General features: G+C 73.9%; 14 protein-coding genes. 10 read left to right on the forward strand and 4 right to left on the reverse strand.

Annotation, left to right across the window (positions count from 1 at the left end; all coding sequences use genetic code 11):
* Positions 1-161: 161 nt before the first annotated feature.
* Positions 162-695 carry a hypothetical protein gene (locus AB0O01_RS19320; protein WP_365314830.1) on the reverse strand — a complete coding sequence of 178 codons (534 nt, stop codon included), beginning with the start codon at positions 693-695 and terminating at the stop codon, positions 162-164.
* A gap of 974 nt (positions 696-1,669) precedes the next feature.
* Here AB0O01_RS19320 and fmt point away from each other — a divergent pair.
* The 9 genes from fmt (at position 1,670) to AB0O01_RS19365 (ending at position 11,459) form a co-directional block, all read left to right on the forward strand.
* A complete protein-coding gene (gene fmt / locus AB0O01_RS19325) occupies positions 1,670-2,602 on the forward strand; it encodes a methionyl-tRNA formyltransferase (RefSeq protein ID WP_365314832.1) in 933 nt (310 codons plus the stop codon).
* An 83-nt stretch (positions 2,603-2,685) separates the two neighbouring features.
* The gene (locus AB0O01_RS19330; protein ID WP_365314834.1) at positions 2,686-4,113 is read left to right on the forward strand and encodes a transcription antitermination factor NusB; all 1,428 of its coding nucleotides are present in this window, start codon (positions 2,686-2,688) and stop codon (positions 4,111-4,113) included.
* Positions 4,114-4,256: 143 nt separating this feature from the next.
* Positions 4,257-4,955 (forward strand): ribulose-phosphate 3-epimerase, encoded by a 699-nt coding sequence (gene rpe / locus AB0O01_RS19335; protein WP_365314835.1) that lies wholly within the window; start codon positions 4,257-4,259, stop codon positions 4,953-4,955.
* A gap of 293 nt (positions 4,956-5,248) precedes the next feature.
* Positions 5,249-6,292: a sugar-binding domain-containing protein gene (locus AB0O01_RS19340; protein WP_365314836.1), complete on the forward strand. Its 1,044-nt coding sequence runs from the start codon at positions 5,249-5,251 to the stop codon at positions 6,290-6,292.
* Positions 6,293-6,418: 126 nt separating this feature from the next.
* Entirely contained in the window at positions 6,419-6,547 is a 129-nt protein-coding gene (locus AB0O01_RS19345; RefSeq protein ID WP_365314838.1) for a hypothetical protein, read from the forward strand.
* Between the two features lie 166 nt (positions 6,548-6,713).
* Positions 6,714-8,156 carry a GuaB1 family IMP dehydrogenase-related protein gene (locus AB0O01_RS19350; RefSeq protein ID WP_365314839.1) on the forward strand — a complete coding sequence of 481 codons (1,443 nt, stop codon included), beginning with the start codon at positions 6,714-6,716 and terminating at the stop codon, positions 8,154-8,156.
* A gap of 124 nt (positions 8,157-8,280) precedes the next feature.
* Complete coding sequence (locus tag AB0O01_RS19355; RefSeq protein WP_365314840.1) at positions 8,281-8,781, forward strand: GNAT family N-acetyltransferase; 501 nt, start codon at positions 8,281-8,283, stop codon at positions 8,779-8,781.
* A 58-nt stretch (positions 8,782-8,839) separates the two neighbouring features.
* Positions 8,840-9,298, forward strand: a complete 459-nt coding sequence (locus AB0O01_RS19360; RefSeq protein WP_365314841.1) for an Lrp/AsnC family transcriptional regulator — start codon at positions 8,840-8,842, stop codon at positions 9,296-9,298.
* Positions 9,299-9,740: 442 nt separating this feature from the next.
* Complete coding sequence (locus AB0O01_RS19365) at positions 9,741-11,459, forward strand: NAD(P)/FAD-dependent oxidoreductase (RefSeq protein WP_365314843.1); 1,719 nt, start codon at positions 9,741-9,743, stop codon at positions 11,457-11,459.
* A gap of 13 nt (positions 11,460-11,472) precedes the next feature.
* Here the strand turns inward: AB0O01_RS19365 and AB0O01_RS19370 are convergent, their stop codons facing one another.
* The gene (locus AB0O01_RS19370; protein WP_365314948.1) at positions 11,473-12,129 is read right to left on the reverse strand and encodes a DUF5995 family protein; all 657 of its coding nucleotides are present in this window, start codon (positions 12,127-12,129) and stop codon (positions 11,473-11,475) included.
* Positions 12,130-12,425: 296 nt separating this feature from the next.
* On the opposite strand from AB0O01_RS19370, the gene AB0O01_RS19375 reads away from it, so the two are divergent.
* Complete coding sequence (locus AB0O01_RS19375; protein WP_365314950.1) at positions 12,426-13,583, forward strand: glycoside hydrolase family 6 protein; 1,158 nt, start codon at positions 12,426-12,428, stop codon at positions 13,581-13,583.
* Here AB0O01_RS19375 and AB0O01_RS19380 read toward each other — a convergent pair.
* Together AB0O01_RS19380 and AB0O01_RS19385 are read right to left on the reverse strand one after the other, a co-directional pair.
* Entirely contained in the window at positions 13,559-14,968 is a 1,410-nt protein-coding gene (locus tag AB0O01_RS19380) for a solute carrier family 23 protein (protein ID WP_365314846.1), read from the reverse strand. The genes AB0O01_RS19375 and AB0O01_RS19380 overlap by 25 nt on opposite strands.
* Before the next feature lie 162 nt (positions 14,969-15,130).
* Complete coding sequence (locus tag AB0O01_RS19385; protein ID WP_365314848.1) at positions 15,131-16,087, reverse strand: LysR family transcriptional regulator; 957 nt, start codon at positions 16,085-16,087, stop codon at positions 15,131-15,133.
* Between the last annotated feature and the right edge of the window lie 88 nt (positions 16,088-16,175).

A 16,175-nucleotide genomic window follows, 5' to 3' on the forward strand; every position in this document is an offset into this window, starting at 1 on the left:
GGCGTTCGGGAGCGCTGCCCTTTGGCCGATGGGGTTGTGGGCATCCGGTGGTGGCTGGCCTTCGGGTGGTTGGGCCGGGGCAAGGGAACGCCCTCCCGGGGCGGGCCGGGAGGGCGGGGAGCAGAGGGTGGGGGTGGTGGGGGTGAGGTGATGGGGAGCGGTCAGCCGTTGCGGGGGCCCGGGAAGGCCGTGGGGCGCGGGTCGTCCCGCAGGACGGGGCTGCCCGCCGTCGGCTGGGTGGGCATCGCGCGGGCCGCGGGCACGGTCGGCAGGGTGCCCGGGACGTTGACCGCGCGGGTACCCGACGGGTCCGTCGCGCGCTCGGCCTCGGCGGCGGCCTGCGTGGTGGCCCGGCGGGAGCCGTAGCGGCGGTGCACGGCCTGCTTGGTGACCCCGAGTGCGGAGCCCACCGCGTCCCAGGAGAAGCCGAGCGAACGGTCGAAGTCGACCGCGGCGGTGACCAGCGTCTCGACACTGTCCCGCAGCTCCTGGGCGAGCCGGACGGTCGGGGCGGGGGCCCGTCCGTAGACGACGAAGCCCGTGGAGGGTCCGGAGCGGCGCGGGCGGTAGACGTTGCCCAACTGGGCGGTGAGCGTGCGCAACGCGTCCACCTGCCGGCGGACCCGCTCGATGTCCCGCACCAGCAAGTGCAGGCTGGCCCGAGCCTGGGCGTCGTGGGTTGCGTGGTCGGCCATGAACAAGCCTCTCGAACCGGCGTTGAGGAGATAAGGATCGGGCCACTACAGCGGCCCGTTGGTCAACTCTTTCTTGACCAACGCGTCTTCGCGCCGCGGGTCACGCTCCAGGGGCGTAAGGGCATATGCGTACGCCCCCGATGGCGCCGCGTGCGCGGGCGGCGCCCCTGCGGTGCGCCGGGGAGGGGGTCCCTCCGGGGGAGGTCCCGCCGGGGGAGGGGGAGAAGGGCGCCCGCCCCGTCGCCCCGGCGGTTCCCTGTCCTCTGCGCGCCCCGCCATCGCCCGTCCGGTGCCGCGCCCTACCGTGCCGGGCCGTCCCGGTGGCTCCCCCGCAGTCGCCGCGCCCCCGCCGCCTAGGCGTCCGCACTTGCGTCTCCGCGTCCCTCTACCCCGGCCCCCTTCTCTCGCAGGCTTCGCGCCCGCCCGCCGCCTTCGTCTCGGCCCCTGCGGTCCCGGCCGCCTCCCCGTAGTCCCCCGAGCCCTGCGGCTCCGGCGTCCGTTTGTCTGCTCCGGCCCCTCCGCCGTCCCGGCCGACTCCCGTCAACCCTCCGAGCCCTGTGGCTCCGGCGTCGGCTCCTCTGCTTCCGGCCCCTGCCGCCCTGGCCAACTCCCCTCACCCCTCCCCACCCGGCCGCCACGACACCCCCCTCCGTCTCCGGCCCCGCCGCTCGGCCAGTTCCCCTAACCCCCCTCCGTGCCCCGCCATCCCGGCGTCCACCGCTATGTCTCAGTGCCTGCCGCCCCGTAACCCTCCGAACCCGCCGCCCCTCCCGGCGCCCCGGCCGCCTCCCCGCAATCCCCGCCTCCCCCCCGCCGCACCACCCAGCCCCCTCCGTAACCCCCTCTCCAGCCCCGGCCCCAACCCCCGCCCCTCCCTCCCCCCACCCCCAACCCCCCATAGACTGGTGCGCTGCCCGCCCGCAGATGGGCGTGCGGTCGTGTTTCGTTCTCGCCCGAGAGGCTCGATCCCACCCATGAAGCTCGTCTTCGCCGGTACCCCCGAAGTCGCCGTCCCCGCCCTGGACGCCCTGCTCGCCTCCGGGCGGCACGAGGTCGCCGCCGTCGTCACGCGTCCCGACGCGCCCGCCGGGCGGGGCCGCCGACTAATCGCCTCTCCGGTGGCCGAGCGGGCGGACGAGGCCGGGATCGAGGTGCTGAAGCCGGCCAAGCCGCGCGACGCCGACTTCCTGGAGCGGCTGCGGGCCATCGCCCCCGACTGCTGCCCCGTCGTCGCCTACGGCGCCCTCCTGCCGCGCGTCGCGCTCGACGTGCCCGCCCGTGGCTGGGTCAATCTGCACTTCTCCCTGCTGCCCGCCTGGCGCGGCGCCGCCCCGGTGCAGCACGCCGTCATGGCGGGCGACGAGATCACCGGCGCCTCCACCTTCCTGATCGAGGAGGGGCTCGACTCCGGGCCGGTGTACGGCACGGTCACCGAGGCCGTCCGCCCCACCGACACCAGCGGCGACCTGCTCACCCGGCTCGCCCTCGCCGGGGCCGGGCTGCTGGCCGCGACCATGGACGGCATCGAGGACGGCACCCTGACCGCCGTACCGCAGCCCGCCGACGGGGTCTCGCTCGCGCCGAAGATCACCGTCGAGGACGCCCACATCGACTGGGCGGCGCCCGCGCTGCGCGTGGACCGGGTGGTGCGGGGCTGCACGCCCGCGCCCGGCGCCTGGACCGTGTTCCGGGGCGAGCGGCTGAAGCTGATCCAGGTCGCGCCCGCGCCCGGGACCGAGGATCTCGCGCCGGGGCGGCTCGCGGTCGGGAAGAATCATGTCCATGTCGGGACCGGGTCGCACGCCGTCGAGCTGCTGTGGGTGCAGGCCCAGGGCAAGAAGCCGATGCGGGCGGCGGACTGGGCCCGCGGGGTGCGTGACGCCGACGGTCATCTGCTGGGCGCGTAGACGCGCGGGCGCGACGTACGCTGAGTGGACACCGTATGCACCGATCAGGAACTGATCGACGGACCTCCCCGGAGCACCTTTTCGTGAGCGACACCGCACGTCGGCCCGGTCGGCCGGGCACCACCGGCAAGCCCTACCGGCGTCCCAAGAAGGACCCCGTCCGCATCCTCGCCTTCGACGCGCTGCGCGCGGTGGACGAGCGGGACGCGTACGCCAATCTCGTCCTGCCGCCCCTGCTGCGCAAGGCGCGCGAGAAGGACGGCTTCGACGGGCGGGACGCGGCGCTGGCGACGGAGCTGGTGTACGGCACGCTGCGGCGCCAGGGGACCTACGACGCGATCATCGCCGCCTGCATCGACCGGCCGCTGCGCGAGGTGGACCCGCCGGTGCTGGATGTGCTCAGCCTCGGCGCGCACCAGCTCCTGGGCACCCGGATCCCCCCGCACGCCGCGGTGTCCGCGACCGTGGAGCTGGCCCGGGTGGTGCTCGGCGACGGCCGGGCCAAGTTCGTGAACGCGGTGCTCCGCAAGATCACCCAGCACGATCTGGACGGCTGGGTGGAGCAGGTCGCGCCGCCCTACGACGACGATCCCGAGGACCATCTCGCCGTCGTCCACTCCCACCCGCGCTGGGTGGTCTCGGCGCTGTGGGACTCGCTCGGCGGGGGCCGCGCCGGGATCGAGGAACTGCTCGCCGCCGACAACGAGCGGCCGGAGGTGACGCTGGTCGCCCGTCCCGGGCGGGCCACGGCCGAGGAGCTGCTGCGCGAGGAGGCGGCCGTACCGGGGCGCTGGTCGCCGTACGCCGTGCGGCTGGCCGAGGGCGGGGAGCCGGGCGCGGTGGACGCCGTGCGCGAGGGGCGGGCCGGGGTGCAGGACGAGGGCAGCCAGTTGGTGGCGCTCGCGCTCGCCAACGCGCCGCTGGACGGCCCCGACCGGACCTGGCTGGACGGCTGCGCCGGACCCGGCGGCAAGGCCGCGCTGCTCGCCGCGGTCGCCGCGGAGCGGGGCGCGACGCTGCTGGCCGCCGAACGGCAGCCGCACCGGGCGGGGCTGGTCGCCCGCGCGCTGCACGGAAACCCCGGCCCCTACCAGGTGATCACCGCCGACGGCACCCGTCCGCCGTGGCGGCCCGGCAGCTTCGACCGGGTCCTGATGGACGTCCCCTGCACCGGGCTCGGTGCCCTGCGCCGTCGCCCCGAGGCCCGCTGGCGCCGCCGCCCCGAGGACCTCGACGGCTTCGCCCCCCTTCAGCGGGGGCTGCTGCGGACCGCCCTGGAATCCGTGCGGGTCGGCGGGGTCGTCGGCTACGCCACCTGCTCCCCGCACCTCGCGGAGACCCGGGCGGTGGTGTCGGACCTCCTCAAGCAGTTCCCGAACGCCGATCTGATCGACGCCCGCCCCCTCCTCCCCGGCGTCCCCGACCTCGGCGAGGGCCCCGACCTCCAGCTCTGGCCCCACCTCCACGGCACCGACGCCATGTACCTGGCCCTCCTACGCCGCACAGCCTGACGCCGTACAGCCTGACGCCGTGAAGGGGCGACGCCGTGAAGGGGCGCGGGGAACCGCGCGCCCGGCCACGCCCCACCCGCACCCGACCACCCAAACCGCACCACCCCCCACCCCCCGGTCCCCCTCATGGCACGCTAGGGCCCATGCCCGTTCAGATCAGCCCCAGCATCCTGTCCGCCGACTTCGCCCGGCTCGCCGACGAGGCCAGGGCCGTCGACGGCGCCGACTGGCTCCATGTCGACGTCATGGACAACCACTTCGTGCCCAACCTGACCCTCGGCGTCCCGGTCGTGGAATCGCTCGCCAGGGCCACGGACACCCCGCTGGACCTGCATCTGATGATCGAGGACCCGGACCGCTGGGCCCCCGGGTACGTGGAGGCCGGGGCCTCCTCCGTCACCTTCCATGTCGAGGCCGCCGCCGCCCCCGTGCGGCTGGCCCGCGAGATCCGGGCCAAGGGCGCCCGCGCCGCCATGGCGCTCAAGCCCGCCACGCCCATCGAGCCGTACGAGGACCTGCTGCCCGAGCTGGACATGCTGCTGGTCATGACGGTCGAGCCCGGCTTCGGCGGGCAGGCGTTCCTCGACATCATGCTGCCGAAGATCCGCCGTACCCGTGAGCTGATCGCCAGACATGGACTTGAACTCTGGCTCCAGGTCGACGGAGGTGTCTCGGCGGACACGATCGAGCGATGCGCCGACGCGGGCGCGGATGTCTTCGTCGCCGGTTCGGCGGTCTACGGGGCCTCCGACCCGGCGGAGGCCGTCCGTGCGCTGCGCGCCCAGGCCGAGTCGGCCACCGCCAAGGCATCCTGGGCATGCACGCATCAGCACGGGGCGTAGCGGAATCACGCGGAATCACGCGGAATCACGCCGAACCAAATGGAATCAAGCGGAATCAAGCGGAATACCGCTCACCGCCTTCCGCCACGCCGCGCCCGGGGCCGGTGGACCACCGGCACCGGCAGCGCCGTCCACCTGGGCGGCAGTGGGTGGACCACCCCTGTGCCTCCGGCGCCCGGACCCGGCCCGGCCCTGCCCCGGCGGGCAGACACCCGGCCAAGGGAACGTGAACGCCTCCCATCAGGGCTGATCAACACCGCCGAATCTGCGAGGATGAACGGTGAATCCAGAATGTGAACAGCAGTGAGGAGATCGCCGTGTCGGGTATGTCGGCGGGCCGGTCAGCCACGCGGATGGGACCCGCTGAGCTGGTCCAGGCGGCGGCCATGGCCCGCCGCTTCTACCTAGAGGGCAAATCGAAGATCCAGATCGCGGAGGAGTTCGGCGTCAGCCGCTTCAAGGTGGCCCGGGTCCTGGAGACCGCCCTGGAACGGGATCTCGTGCGGATCGAGATCCGGGTCCCCGCCGAGCTGGACGCCGAGCGCTCCGACGCGCTGCGCGCCCGCTACGGGCTGCGGCACGCCGTCGTCGTCGAGTCCCCGGCCGAGGCCGAGGAGACCCCCGACCCGGAGAACCTCGGCGAGGTGGCCGCGGACCTGCTCGGCGAACTGGTCAACGAGGGCGATGTGCTGGGCCTGGCCTGGGGCCGGTCCACGATCCACATGGCCGCCGCCCTCGACAAGCTCCCGCCGTGCACGGTGGTCCAGCTCACCGGTGTGTACGACGCCGGGACCTCGGAGCGGGGCTCGGTGGAGGCGGTGCGCCGGGCCGCCCAGGTGTCCGGGGGCGACGCCCACCCGATCTACGCGCCGATGCTGCTGCCGGACGCGGCGACCGCGGAGGCGCTGCGCCACCAGACCGGGATCGCCCGCGCGTTCGAGTACTTCGACAAGGTCACCGTGGCCTGTGTGTCGATCGGCTCCTGGGAGCCGGGCATCTCCACCGTGCACGACATGCTCAGCGACGAGGAGCGCTCGCACTACGCCTCGCTCGGCGTCGCCGCCGAGATGGCCGCGCACCTCTTCGACTCCGAGGGCCGCCGGGTCGGGCGGGACCTGGGGGAGCGGTGCATCACCGTCAAGGCGGACCAGCTCCGCCGGGTGCCGGAGGTGGTCGCCATCGCCGGCGGCCAGCGCAAGGCGGCGGCGATCGACGCCGTCCTCCGTTCGGGCCTGGTCACCAGCCTGGTCACGGACACCTCCGCGGCGGACTATCTGATGACGGCGGGCGGCCCGCCGCCCTCCGCGCTGAACCGCGCGGACCCTGACGGACCCTGACGGACGACCTGGACGGACCCCGCCGAGGGTCGTACGGGGACGGGATGGGGGGCGGGACGGACAGTGGCCGCGTGGGACGCGTGCCACGGTCCGTCCCGTTCCCCATCTCCGTGCCCCTCCGGGGCGGTGAGCGGCACTCCGGCGGTGATCACTGCGGCGCGCGGGGAGGCCGCCCGGGAGGTGTTCGGGGACGCCCTGCGCGCCACCACCGGGCTGACCGTGGCCCTCGTCCTCGTCCTCCGCGAAGACTCGTGAAGCCGCGGCAGCGCCCTCTTGGAGGAACCTCCTAAACCCACTCTGACCAGCATGGATGAAACGACCGGGGCGGGTGTTCCGGGCGGCATGGGACAATGAAGTACGTGCTCTTCCCCCTGGCGGTCCTGTCCGGGGGCCGCCGCCGAACTCCTGGGATGTGCAGCACGTGCGTTTCCTCAATGACACCCGTCCCTCGTACGACCTGACGTACGACGACGTCTTCATGGTGCCGAGCCGGTCCGCCGTGGGCTCGCGGCAGGCCGTGGACCTCAGCTCCCCGGACGGCACGGGGACCACGATCCCGCTGGTCGTCGCCAATATGACCGCCATCGCCGGGCGGCGGATGGCCGAGACGATGGCGCGGCGGGGCGGCCTCGTGGTGCTGCCGCAGGACATCCCGATCGACGTGGTCGCCGAGGTCGTCGGCTGGGTCAAGGGGCGGCATCTGGTGCTGGACACCCCGATCGTGCTCGCCCCGCACCAGACCGTCGCCGACGCCCTCGCCCTGCTGCCCAAGCGGGCGCACAACGCGGGGGTGGTGGTGGACGCGGAGCAGCGGCCCCTCGGTGTCGTCACCGACCGGGATCTGACCGGGGTGGATCGTTTCACCCAGCTCGAAGTCGTCATGTCCAAGGACCTGCTGCTGCTCGACGCGGACATCGACCCGCGCGAGGCGTTCAACCGGCTCGACGGCGCCAACCGCCGCTACGCCCCCGCCGTGGACGCCGAGGGCCGCCTCGCCGGCATCCTCACCCGGACCGGCGCCCTGCGCGCCACGCTCTACACCCCGGCCGTGGACGCGAACGGGCGCCTGCGGATCGCCGCCGCCGTCGGGATCAACGGCGATGTGGCGGGCAAGGCCCGGCAACTGCTGGACGCGGGCGTGGACACCCTGGTCATCGACACCGCGCACGGCCACCAGGAGTCGATGATCGGCGCGATCAAGCTGGTCCGCGATCTGGACCCGCGGGTGCCGCTCGTCGCCGGGAACATCGTGTCGGCGGAGGGCGTCAAGGATCTGATCGACGCCGGGGCCGACATCATCAAGGTCGGCGTCGGGCCCGGCGCGATGTGCACCACGCGGATGATGACCGGGGTCGGCCGGCCGCAGTTCTCCGCCGTCCTGGAGTGCGCCGCCGAGGCCCGCAGGTACGGCAAGCACGTCTGGGCCGACGGCGGGGTGCGCCACCCGCGCGATGTCGCCATGGCGCTGGCCGCGGGCGCGTCCAATGTGATGGTCGGCTCCTGGTTCGCCGGGACGTACGAGTCGCCGGGCGACCTCCAGCAGGACTCGGGCGGGCGGTTCTACAAGGAGTCCTTCGGTATGGCCTCCGCGCGGGCGGTCGCCAACCGGACCTCGGAGGAGTCGGCGTACGACCGGGCCCGCAAGGCGCTGTTCGAGGAGGGCATCTCCACCTCCCGGATGTTCCTGGACCCGGCCCGGCCCGGCGTCGAGGACCTGATCGACTCGATCATCGCGGGCGTCCGCTCCTCCTGCACCTACGCCGGTGCGGGTTCTCTGGAGGAGTTCGCGGAGAAGGCGATCGTCGGCATCCAGAGCGCGGCCGGCTACGCGGAGGGCAAGCCGCTGCACGCGAGCTGGAGCTGAGCCGAGGGCCCCGGCCCGGCGGGCCGATCCGGCGGGCGTGGGAACGGGCGCCGGAGACGGGCGCCGGAACGGGCGCCGGAAATAAGGGGGCGCCCGCCGACCGGGGCGGTCTAGCGTGCCTCGTATGAACCGTGCCCGCGTCGACATCGCCGTCTGCCGCGCCGCCGACCTCCCCGCGCTCGACCGGTGTCTCGGCACGCCCGGTGCCGCCTCCTTCCACGCCCCCCGCTTCGCCCGGCAGGAGGCGGGGGAGAGCACCTACCTCGTCGCCCGGCTCGACGGCGACCCCGCCGGGCACGCCGAGATCCGCTGGCGGGGCTGCGCCGCGCCCGAGGTGCCCGTCGGCTGCCCGGAGATCAACGGCCTGGGCGTGCGGGACGGGCTGCGCTCGCGCGGCATCGGCACCGCGCTGATCCACCGCGCCGAGGACCTGGTCCGGGAGCGGGGCCTGACCGTCGTCGGACTCGGGGTCGGCGACGGCAATCCGCGCGCGGCGGCGTTGTACGCGCGCCTCGGGTACCGGCCGCTCATCGCCTACGTGGACCGCTACGCGTACCGGCAACGGGACGGGACGACGGTCGAGTGCGCCGACCCCTGTCTCTTTCTCACCAAGGACCTGACCTGACCTGATCTGAGCAGGATCGGAACCGGGGCCCGGGTCGCGGCCGTGTTCTACTTCCTCCGTGCTCAACGATCTCGACGAACGCATTCTGCACGCCCTGGCCGAGGACGCCCGCCGCTCCTTCGCGGACATCGGCCATCTGGTCGGACTGTCCGCGCCCGCCGTCAAACGGCGGGTGGACCGGCTGCGGGCGACCGGGGCCATCACCGGCTTCACCGTGCGCGTCGATCCCTCGGCGCTGGGCTGGGCGACCGAGGGGTTCGTGGAGATCTACTGCCGCAGCAACACCTCGCCGGAGACCATCCAGCGGGGGCTGGAGCGGTACCAGGAGGTGGTGGCCGCCTCGACCGTCACCGGTGACGCCGATGCCGTCGCCCAGGTGTTCGCCTCGGACATGCGGCACTTCGAGCGGGTGCTGGAACGGATCGCGGGGGAGCCGTTCGTGGAGCGGACCAAGTCGGTGCTGGTGCTGTCGCCGCTGCTGCGCCGCTTCTCGGCGGGGGCGCCGACGCCGGGCTGAGTCCCTGCCGCTGTCCGGGCCAGCCCGTTGTTCCCGGTGCAGCCCCTCGGGGCCGTCGTCACCCGCTGGGCACGATCGGGCGGACGGCCACCCGGCGCACCCAAGGGGCGCGGGGAACTGCGCGACCAGCCCCCACGCCCCGCACCCGACCACCCCCGAACCCACCCCCCGAACCCACCCCCCGAACCCACCCCACGACCCGCACCCGACCACCCCCGCCCCCCACGTCCACCCCCGAACCCACCCCCACGCAACAAATCACCGCCCCGCCCCCACCCCACGCAACATTCCCATCCCGCACGCGCAACGCCCACTCCTTGCCCACCCCCACCCACCCCTTTACGGTTTTACGTGGCCCCCACACCCACCCACGCCCCCCGGCGCAGCCGAGCTGCACCCACCCATGCCCGGCGGCAGCCACCCCGCGAGGAGTCCGTACCCGATGACGTCCACCGTCCCCAACGCCGTCGAGCACGCCGACGCCCCCGAACAGCGCCCGATCACCATGTTCGGCCCGGACTTCCCCTACGCCTACGACGACTTCCTCGCGCACCCGGCCGGGCTCGGCCAGATCCCGGCGACCGAGCACGGCGCCGAGGTCGCCGTCATCGGCGGCGGGCTGTCCGGGATCATCACCGCTTATGAGCTGATGAAGATGGGTCTCAAGCCGGTCGTGTACGAGGCCGACCGGATCGGCGGGCGGCTGCGGACCGTCGGTTTCGAGGGCACCGGTACCGAGGGGCTCAGCGCCGAGATGGGCGCGATGCGCTTCCCGCCCTCCTCCACCGCCCTCCAGCACTACATCGACCTGGTCGGCCTGACCACCCGCCCCTTCCCCAACCCGCTCGCCGAGGCCACCCCGTCGACCGTCGTCGACCTCAAGGGCGAGTCCCACTACGCCCGGACCGCCGCCGACCTCCCGCAGGTCTACCGCGATGTCGCCGACGCCTGGAACCGCTGCCTGGAGGAGGGCGCCGACTTCTCCGACATGAACCGCGCCCTGCGCGAGCGGGACGTCCCGCGCATCCGGGAGATCTGGTCCGGGCTGGTCGAGCGCCTCGACAACGAGACCTTCTACGGCTTCCTCTGCGCCTCCGACGCCTTCCGCTCCTTCCGGCACCGCGAGATCTTCGGCCAGGTCGGCTTCGGCACCGGCGGCTGGGACACCGACTTCCCCAACTCCATCCTGGAGATCCTCCGGGTCGTCTACACCGAGGCCGACGACCACCACCGGGGCATCGTCGGCGGCTCCCAGCAGTTGCCGCTGCGACTGTGGGAGCGGGCGCCGCAGAAGATCGTCCACTGGGCCCTCGGCACCTCCCTGGCCACCCTCCACGAGGGCGGCGAGCCCCGCCCCGCCGTCACCCGGCTGCACCGCACCGCCGGGAACCGGATCACGGTGACGGACGCCGACGGCGACATCCGGACCTACCGGGCGGCGGTCTTCACCGCGCAGTCCTGGATGCTGCTCTCGAAGATCGACTGCGGCGACGACCTCTTCCCGATCGACCACTGGACCGCCGTCGAGCGCACCCACTACATGGAGTCCAGCAAGCTGTTCGTGCCGGTCGACCGGCCGTTCTGGCTGGACAAGGCCGTCGACGACGAGGGCAACCCGACGGGCCGGGACGTCATGTCGATGACGCTGACCGACCGGATGACCCGGGGCACCTATCTCCTGGACGACGGCCCGGACAAACCGGCCGTGATCTGTCTGTCGTACACCTGGTGCGACGACAGTCTGAAGTGGCTGCCGCTGTCCGCGCACGAGCGGATGGAGGTCATGCTGAAGTCGCTCGGGGAGATCTACCCCAAGGTCGACATCCGGCGGCACATCATCGGCAACCCGGTCACCGTGTCCTGGGAGAACGAGCCCTACTTCATGGGCGCGTTCAAGGCCAACCTGCCCGGCCACTACCGCTACCAGCGGCGGCTGTTCACCCACTTCATGCAGGACCGGCTGCCCGCCGACCGGCGTGGGCTGTTCCTCGCGGGTGACGACATCTCCTGGACGGCGGGCTGGGCCGAGGGCGCGGTGCAGACCGCGCTGAACGCGGTCTGGGGCGTGATGCACCACTTCGGCGGCGCCACCGACTCCACCAACCCCGGCCCCGGCGACCGCTACGACGAGATCGCGCCGGTCGAACTGCCCGAGGACTGAGGGGACCGGGGGGTCAGCGGGGGAGCGGCGTCAGCATCATCCGGCCGGCGAAACCCACCGCCGCGTCCAGCCGGTCGGTGAACTCGCCGGCCACGTCCGGCACCCGGCGCAGCGCCCACAGCGCGCGGGCCGCCGACCAGGTGGCGTCCCGGGCCCGCTCCAGGCTCCAGGCGCTCAGCAGATGGGTCAGCGGGTCGGCGAGCAGCAGCAGATCCGGTCCCGGCATCAGCTCCTCACGGATCCGCTCCTCCAGCGTGGTGAGGAGATCGCCCACCCGGTCGAACTCGTCCTCCAGATCGCCCGGAGCGCAGTCGAGCGTACGGCAGGCGTCCACGACGGCCAGCGCCAGATCGTGCCCGAGATGCGCGTTGATCCCGGCCAGCGCGAACTGTAATGGGCGTACCCCGGGATGGCGGCGGAGCTGGAACAGCGGACGCCAGCAGGCGGGCGGACGGCGGCCCCGGTCGGCCGCGTCGACCGCCGCGAGGTACCGCTCGGCGAACCGGACGTCCAGGGTGGCCGCCGCCCCTGGGCCGGGGCCCCGGCCGGTGCCGATCCGCTGGTCCACCGCCTCGGTGACGGCGAGATAGACCCGGTTGAAGACGGCCACCCCGTCGCCCGGGGGCAGGGTCTCGTCCAGGAGCCGCATCCGCGCGACGACCGTGTCCATGTCCACGCCGAGAGCGGCGGAGACGTCCACGGCGAGGTCGACGGGGGAGCCCGGGGGCGGGGTGAGGTGTTCCGGCTGCGCCATGGGGGCAGGGTCCCAGTCCTGGGCGGGCCCGGGTGCCGGCCGGCGGGCCGCTTCCCCAGAACGGGGGACGCGGCCGTCGCGGGAGAGTGAGCCGCGACCGAGCCGGTGCCGACGGGCGGGGGGCGAGGGGGGACCGTACGGTGGCAGGCTCACGTGCGCGGCGGCTGGCCGCCCGCCGGGCGGCGCGCAGACGCGCGGCCGGACGGAGCGCGATGGTGGCGGCGGCGTCCGTGGTGGTGACCGTGGGCGCGGTGGCCGGGCTGCTGGCCGCCGGGGAGGCCCCGCCGCGCCCCGAGAAGGCCGCACCGGCCGAGGTCACCGCCACCCCACGCGTCGCCCTGCCGTCCGGGCCTTCCCGTCCTTCGCCCTCGCCGTCGCGCTCCCCGGCGCCGCCCTCCCCCTCGCCCACCCCCGTGACGAGCGCGCCGACGGCGACCCCCTCGCCGTCGCCGCCCGCGCCGAGCCGCCCGGCCGCCACCGGGAAGCAGACCGCCCCGGCCGCGCCCCGGCTCTACCGCCACCCCGGCTCCCAGGTGCTGGACTGGGTGCGGGACAACCCGGACGACGCCCGCACCCCCCTGATCGAGTCCGCCATCGCGGCCCGCCCGGCGGCGGTCTGGTTCGCCGACCCCGAGCCCGGCACGATCACCGCCCGGGTCCGCGAGGTCACCTCCGGCGCCGCCGCCCAGGGCCGGGTCCCGGTGCTGGTGCCGTACACCGTCCCGGACCGCGACTGCGGCGGGCACTCGCAGGGCGGGGCGGCGGACCTCGACGCCTACGACGCCTGGATCGACGCCTTCGCCGCCGGGCTGGGCCCGGCCGAGGTGGTGGTGATCCTGGAACCGGACTCGGTGGCGCTGTCCGACTGCCTCTCCGAGACCGACCGCGCCGACCGGTTCGCCTCACTGGCCCGCGCGGGCCGGGTCCTCAAGGCCGCGGGTGCGCGGACGCGGGTGTACTACGACGCCGGGCACTCCGGCTGGCACGACCCCGCCGTCCAGGCCGCCCTGCTGCGGCGGGCGGGCGCCGCGTCCGCCGCGTCCTCCGACGGGATCTTCAGCAACGTCGCCAACTTCCACCGCACGGCCGACGAGATCGCCCACGCCCGCGGGGTCCTGGACGCCCTCGGCGGCCCGGCCGGGCTCGGCGCGGTCATCGACACCAGCCGCAACGGCAACGGGGCCCCGCCCGACGGCCAGTGGTGCGACCCGCCGGGGCGCGAACTGGGCACCGCGCCGACCCTCCGCACCGGCCAGGCCCGCGTCGACGCCTACCTGTGGATCAAGCTCCCCGGCGAGTCGGACGGTTGCAAGGGCGCGCCGGGCACCTTCACCCCGGCCTACGCCTACGACCTGGCGCGCGGCGCCTGACCCTCGTCCCCGCCCGGGGTGTCGTAGGAACTGGTGCCCTCGTCCAGAAGGGGTTCCTGGGTCTTGAGGTGGGCCGGGGCGAAGGCGCGCAGGGCGTGGTAGCCGGTGATGACGACGAGGGTGCCGAGCGCGATACCGCTGAGGGAGAAGGTGTCGCTGATCTTCAGGGAGACATTGCCGACGCCGATGATGATGCCGGCGGCGGCCGGGACCAGGTTCAGCGGATTGCGCAGATCGACCTTGGCGTTGATCCAGATCTGCGCGCCGAGCAGCCCGATCATGCCGTAGAGGATGACGGTGATACCGCCGAGGACACCGCCCGGGATCGCGGCGACCACCGCGCCGAACTTGGGGCACAGCCCGAACAGCAGCGCGAAGAGGGCGGCGGCCCAGTAGGCGGCCGTGGAGTAGACGCGGGTCGCGGCCATCACGCCGATGTTCTCGGAGTAGGTGGTGTTGGGCGGGCCGCCCAGCGCGGTGGACAGCATCGAGCCGACGCCGTCGGCGGAGATCGCCGTGCCGAGCTTGCCGTCGAGGTTGTCGCCGGTCATCTCGCCGACCGCCTTCACATGGCCCGCGTTCTCCGCGACCAGCGCGATCACCACCGGCAGGGCGACCAGGATCGCCGACCACTCGAAGGACGGTCCGTGGAAGGAGGGCAGCCCGATCCAGTCGGCCCGGCCCACGGCGGAGAAGTCCAGCCGCCAGTGGTCGGTGACCGTGCCGCTGCCGTCCGCGGAGTGGATCCGCCCGAAGACCCGGTCGAACAGCCAGGAGACCGCGTACCCGAAGACCAGGCCCAGGAAGATCGCGATCCGCGACCAGAAGCCGCGCAGGCACACCACCGCGAGCCCGGTGAACAGCATCACCAGCAGAGCCGTCCACTGGTCCTGCGGCCAGTAGGTGGACGCGGTGACCGGGGCCAGGTTGAAGCCGATCAGCATCACCACCGCGCCGGTCACGATCGGCGGCATCGCGGCATGGATGATCCGCGCCCCGAACCGCTGCACCGCCAGCCCCACCAGGAACAGCGCCGCACCCACCACGAAGACCGCGCCGGTCACGGTGGCGCTGCTGCCGCCCTGCGCCCGGATCACGGCGGCGACCCCGACGAAGGAGAGCGAGCAGCCGAGGTAGCTCGGCACCTTTCCGCGCGTGGCCAGCAGGAAGACGATGGTGGCGACGCCCGACATCATGATGGCGAGGTTGGGGTCCAGACCCATGAGCACGGGCGCCACGAACGACGCCCCGAACATGGCGACGACGTGCTGGGCGCCGAGCCCGGCGGTGCGCGGCCACGACAGCCGCTCGTCGGGGCGGACCACCGCACCGGGCGCCGGGGTGCGTCCGTCGCCGTGCAGTTTCCAGCGGACGCCGAGATCCATGGGGGTTGTCGCTTTCGTCGTGCGTGTGGGTGGTCAGGATCATTGTCGGGGGTGGAGGGGGGTGGTTTCGGCCAGGATGGCTCGAGTGCGCCGGGTCGTCGGGGGTGGCCGATGGGTGCCGGGTGGAATGGGAGGGCCGGTCACTGAGGGCCGGGGTGCCGGTCAGCCCTCCGCCGCCTCCGCGTCCCGCGCCCACCCCGGCCGCCACGTCCCCGCCTCCTCCCGCGCCCGGTGCGGCTGGATCCCGGCGAGGTAGGCCCGCAGCGGGGCCAGGGCCGGGTGGGGGTTGCCGGTGTGCCAGAGGAGGAAGTGCGGATAGACCGGCATCGGGTCGCGGACCGGGATCAGCCGCATGTCGTAGCCGGACGGCCAGACCAGCGGGGTGCGTTCGCCGAGGAAGGTGGCGAGGGTGGGGGAGGCCGCGATGGTGTCGATGAGCGCCTCGACCCCGAAATTGGGGCCGATGGTGTCGATGGTCAGGCCGAAGTCGTCCGCCAGTGCCTCGTAGTAGGCGGCCCATTCGGTGCCGGGCGCGTTGCCCGGCATCCAGATGCGGTGCCCGGCGAGCCGGGCCGGGGTCACCGCGTCCGCGCCCGCGAAGGCGTGCCCGGGGCCGGTGAACAGCCGCAGCGGCTCGTCCAGCACCGGCACGGCCGCGATGCCGTCGGGCAGCCGCTGCCCCGGCATGGTCACCGCCCGGAAGGTCGCGTCGAGGGTGCCGTCCCGCAGCGCGGCCACCGCCACCTCGGCGCTGGGCAGGGTCACCACGTCCAGGGCGATCTCCGGGTGCGCCCGATGGAAGTCGCGCAGTGCCCCGGCCAGCGACAGCCGCCGCCCGATCACATCGACGCGCAGCGCCCGGCTCCCGGGCCGGACGGCCGCCGCCGCCCGCTCCTCGGCGGTGAGCAGCGCGCGGGCGTGCGGCAGGAACGCCTGCCCGTCCACGGTGAGTTCGGCGCCCCGCGCGGTCCGGGTCAGCAGCCGCACCCCGAGGTCCCGCTCCAGCGCGGCGATCCGCTTGGACACGGCCTGCTGGGTGAGCGCCAGATCCACGGCGGCCTTCTGGAACTGGCCGGTCCCGGCCACGGCGACAAAGGTGCGTACGGCGTTGAGGTCCACCCCCACAGCCTAGGAACCCGGCGCGCGTCTCCTGCCTGACGGTGCCCGGGAGCCGCGCCCCCCCCGCCCGACGGTACCCAGGAGCCCC

The sequence above is a fragment of the Streptomyces sp. NPDC093252 genome (genome assembly GCF_040683675.1).
In the GTDB taxonomy this organism is placed as follows: domain Bacteria; phylum Actinomycetota; class Actinomycetes; order Streptomycetales; family Streptomycetaceae; genus Streptomyces.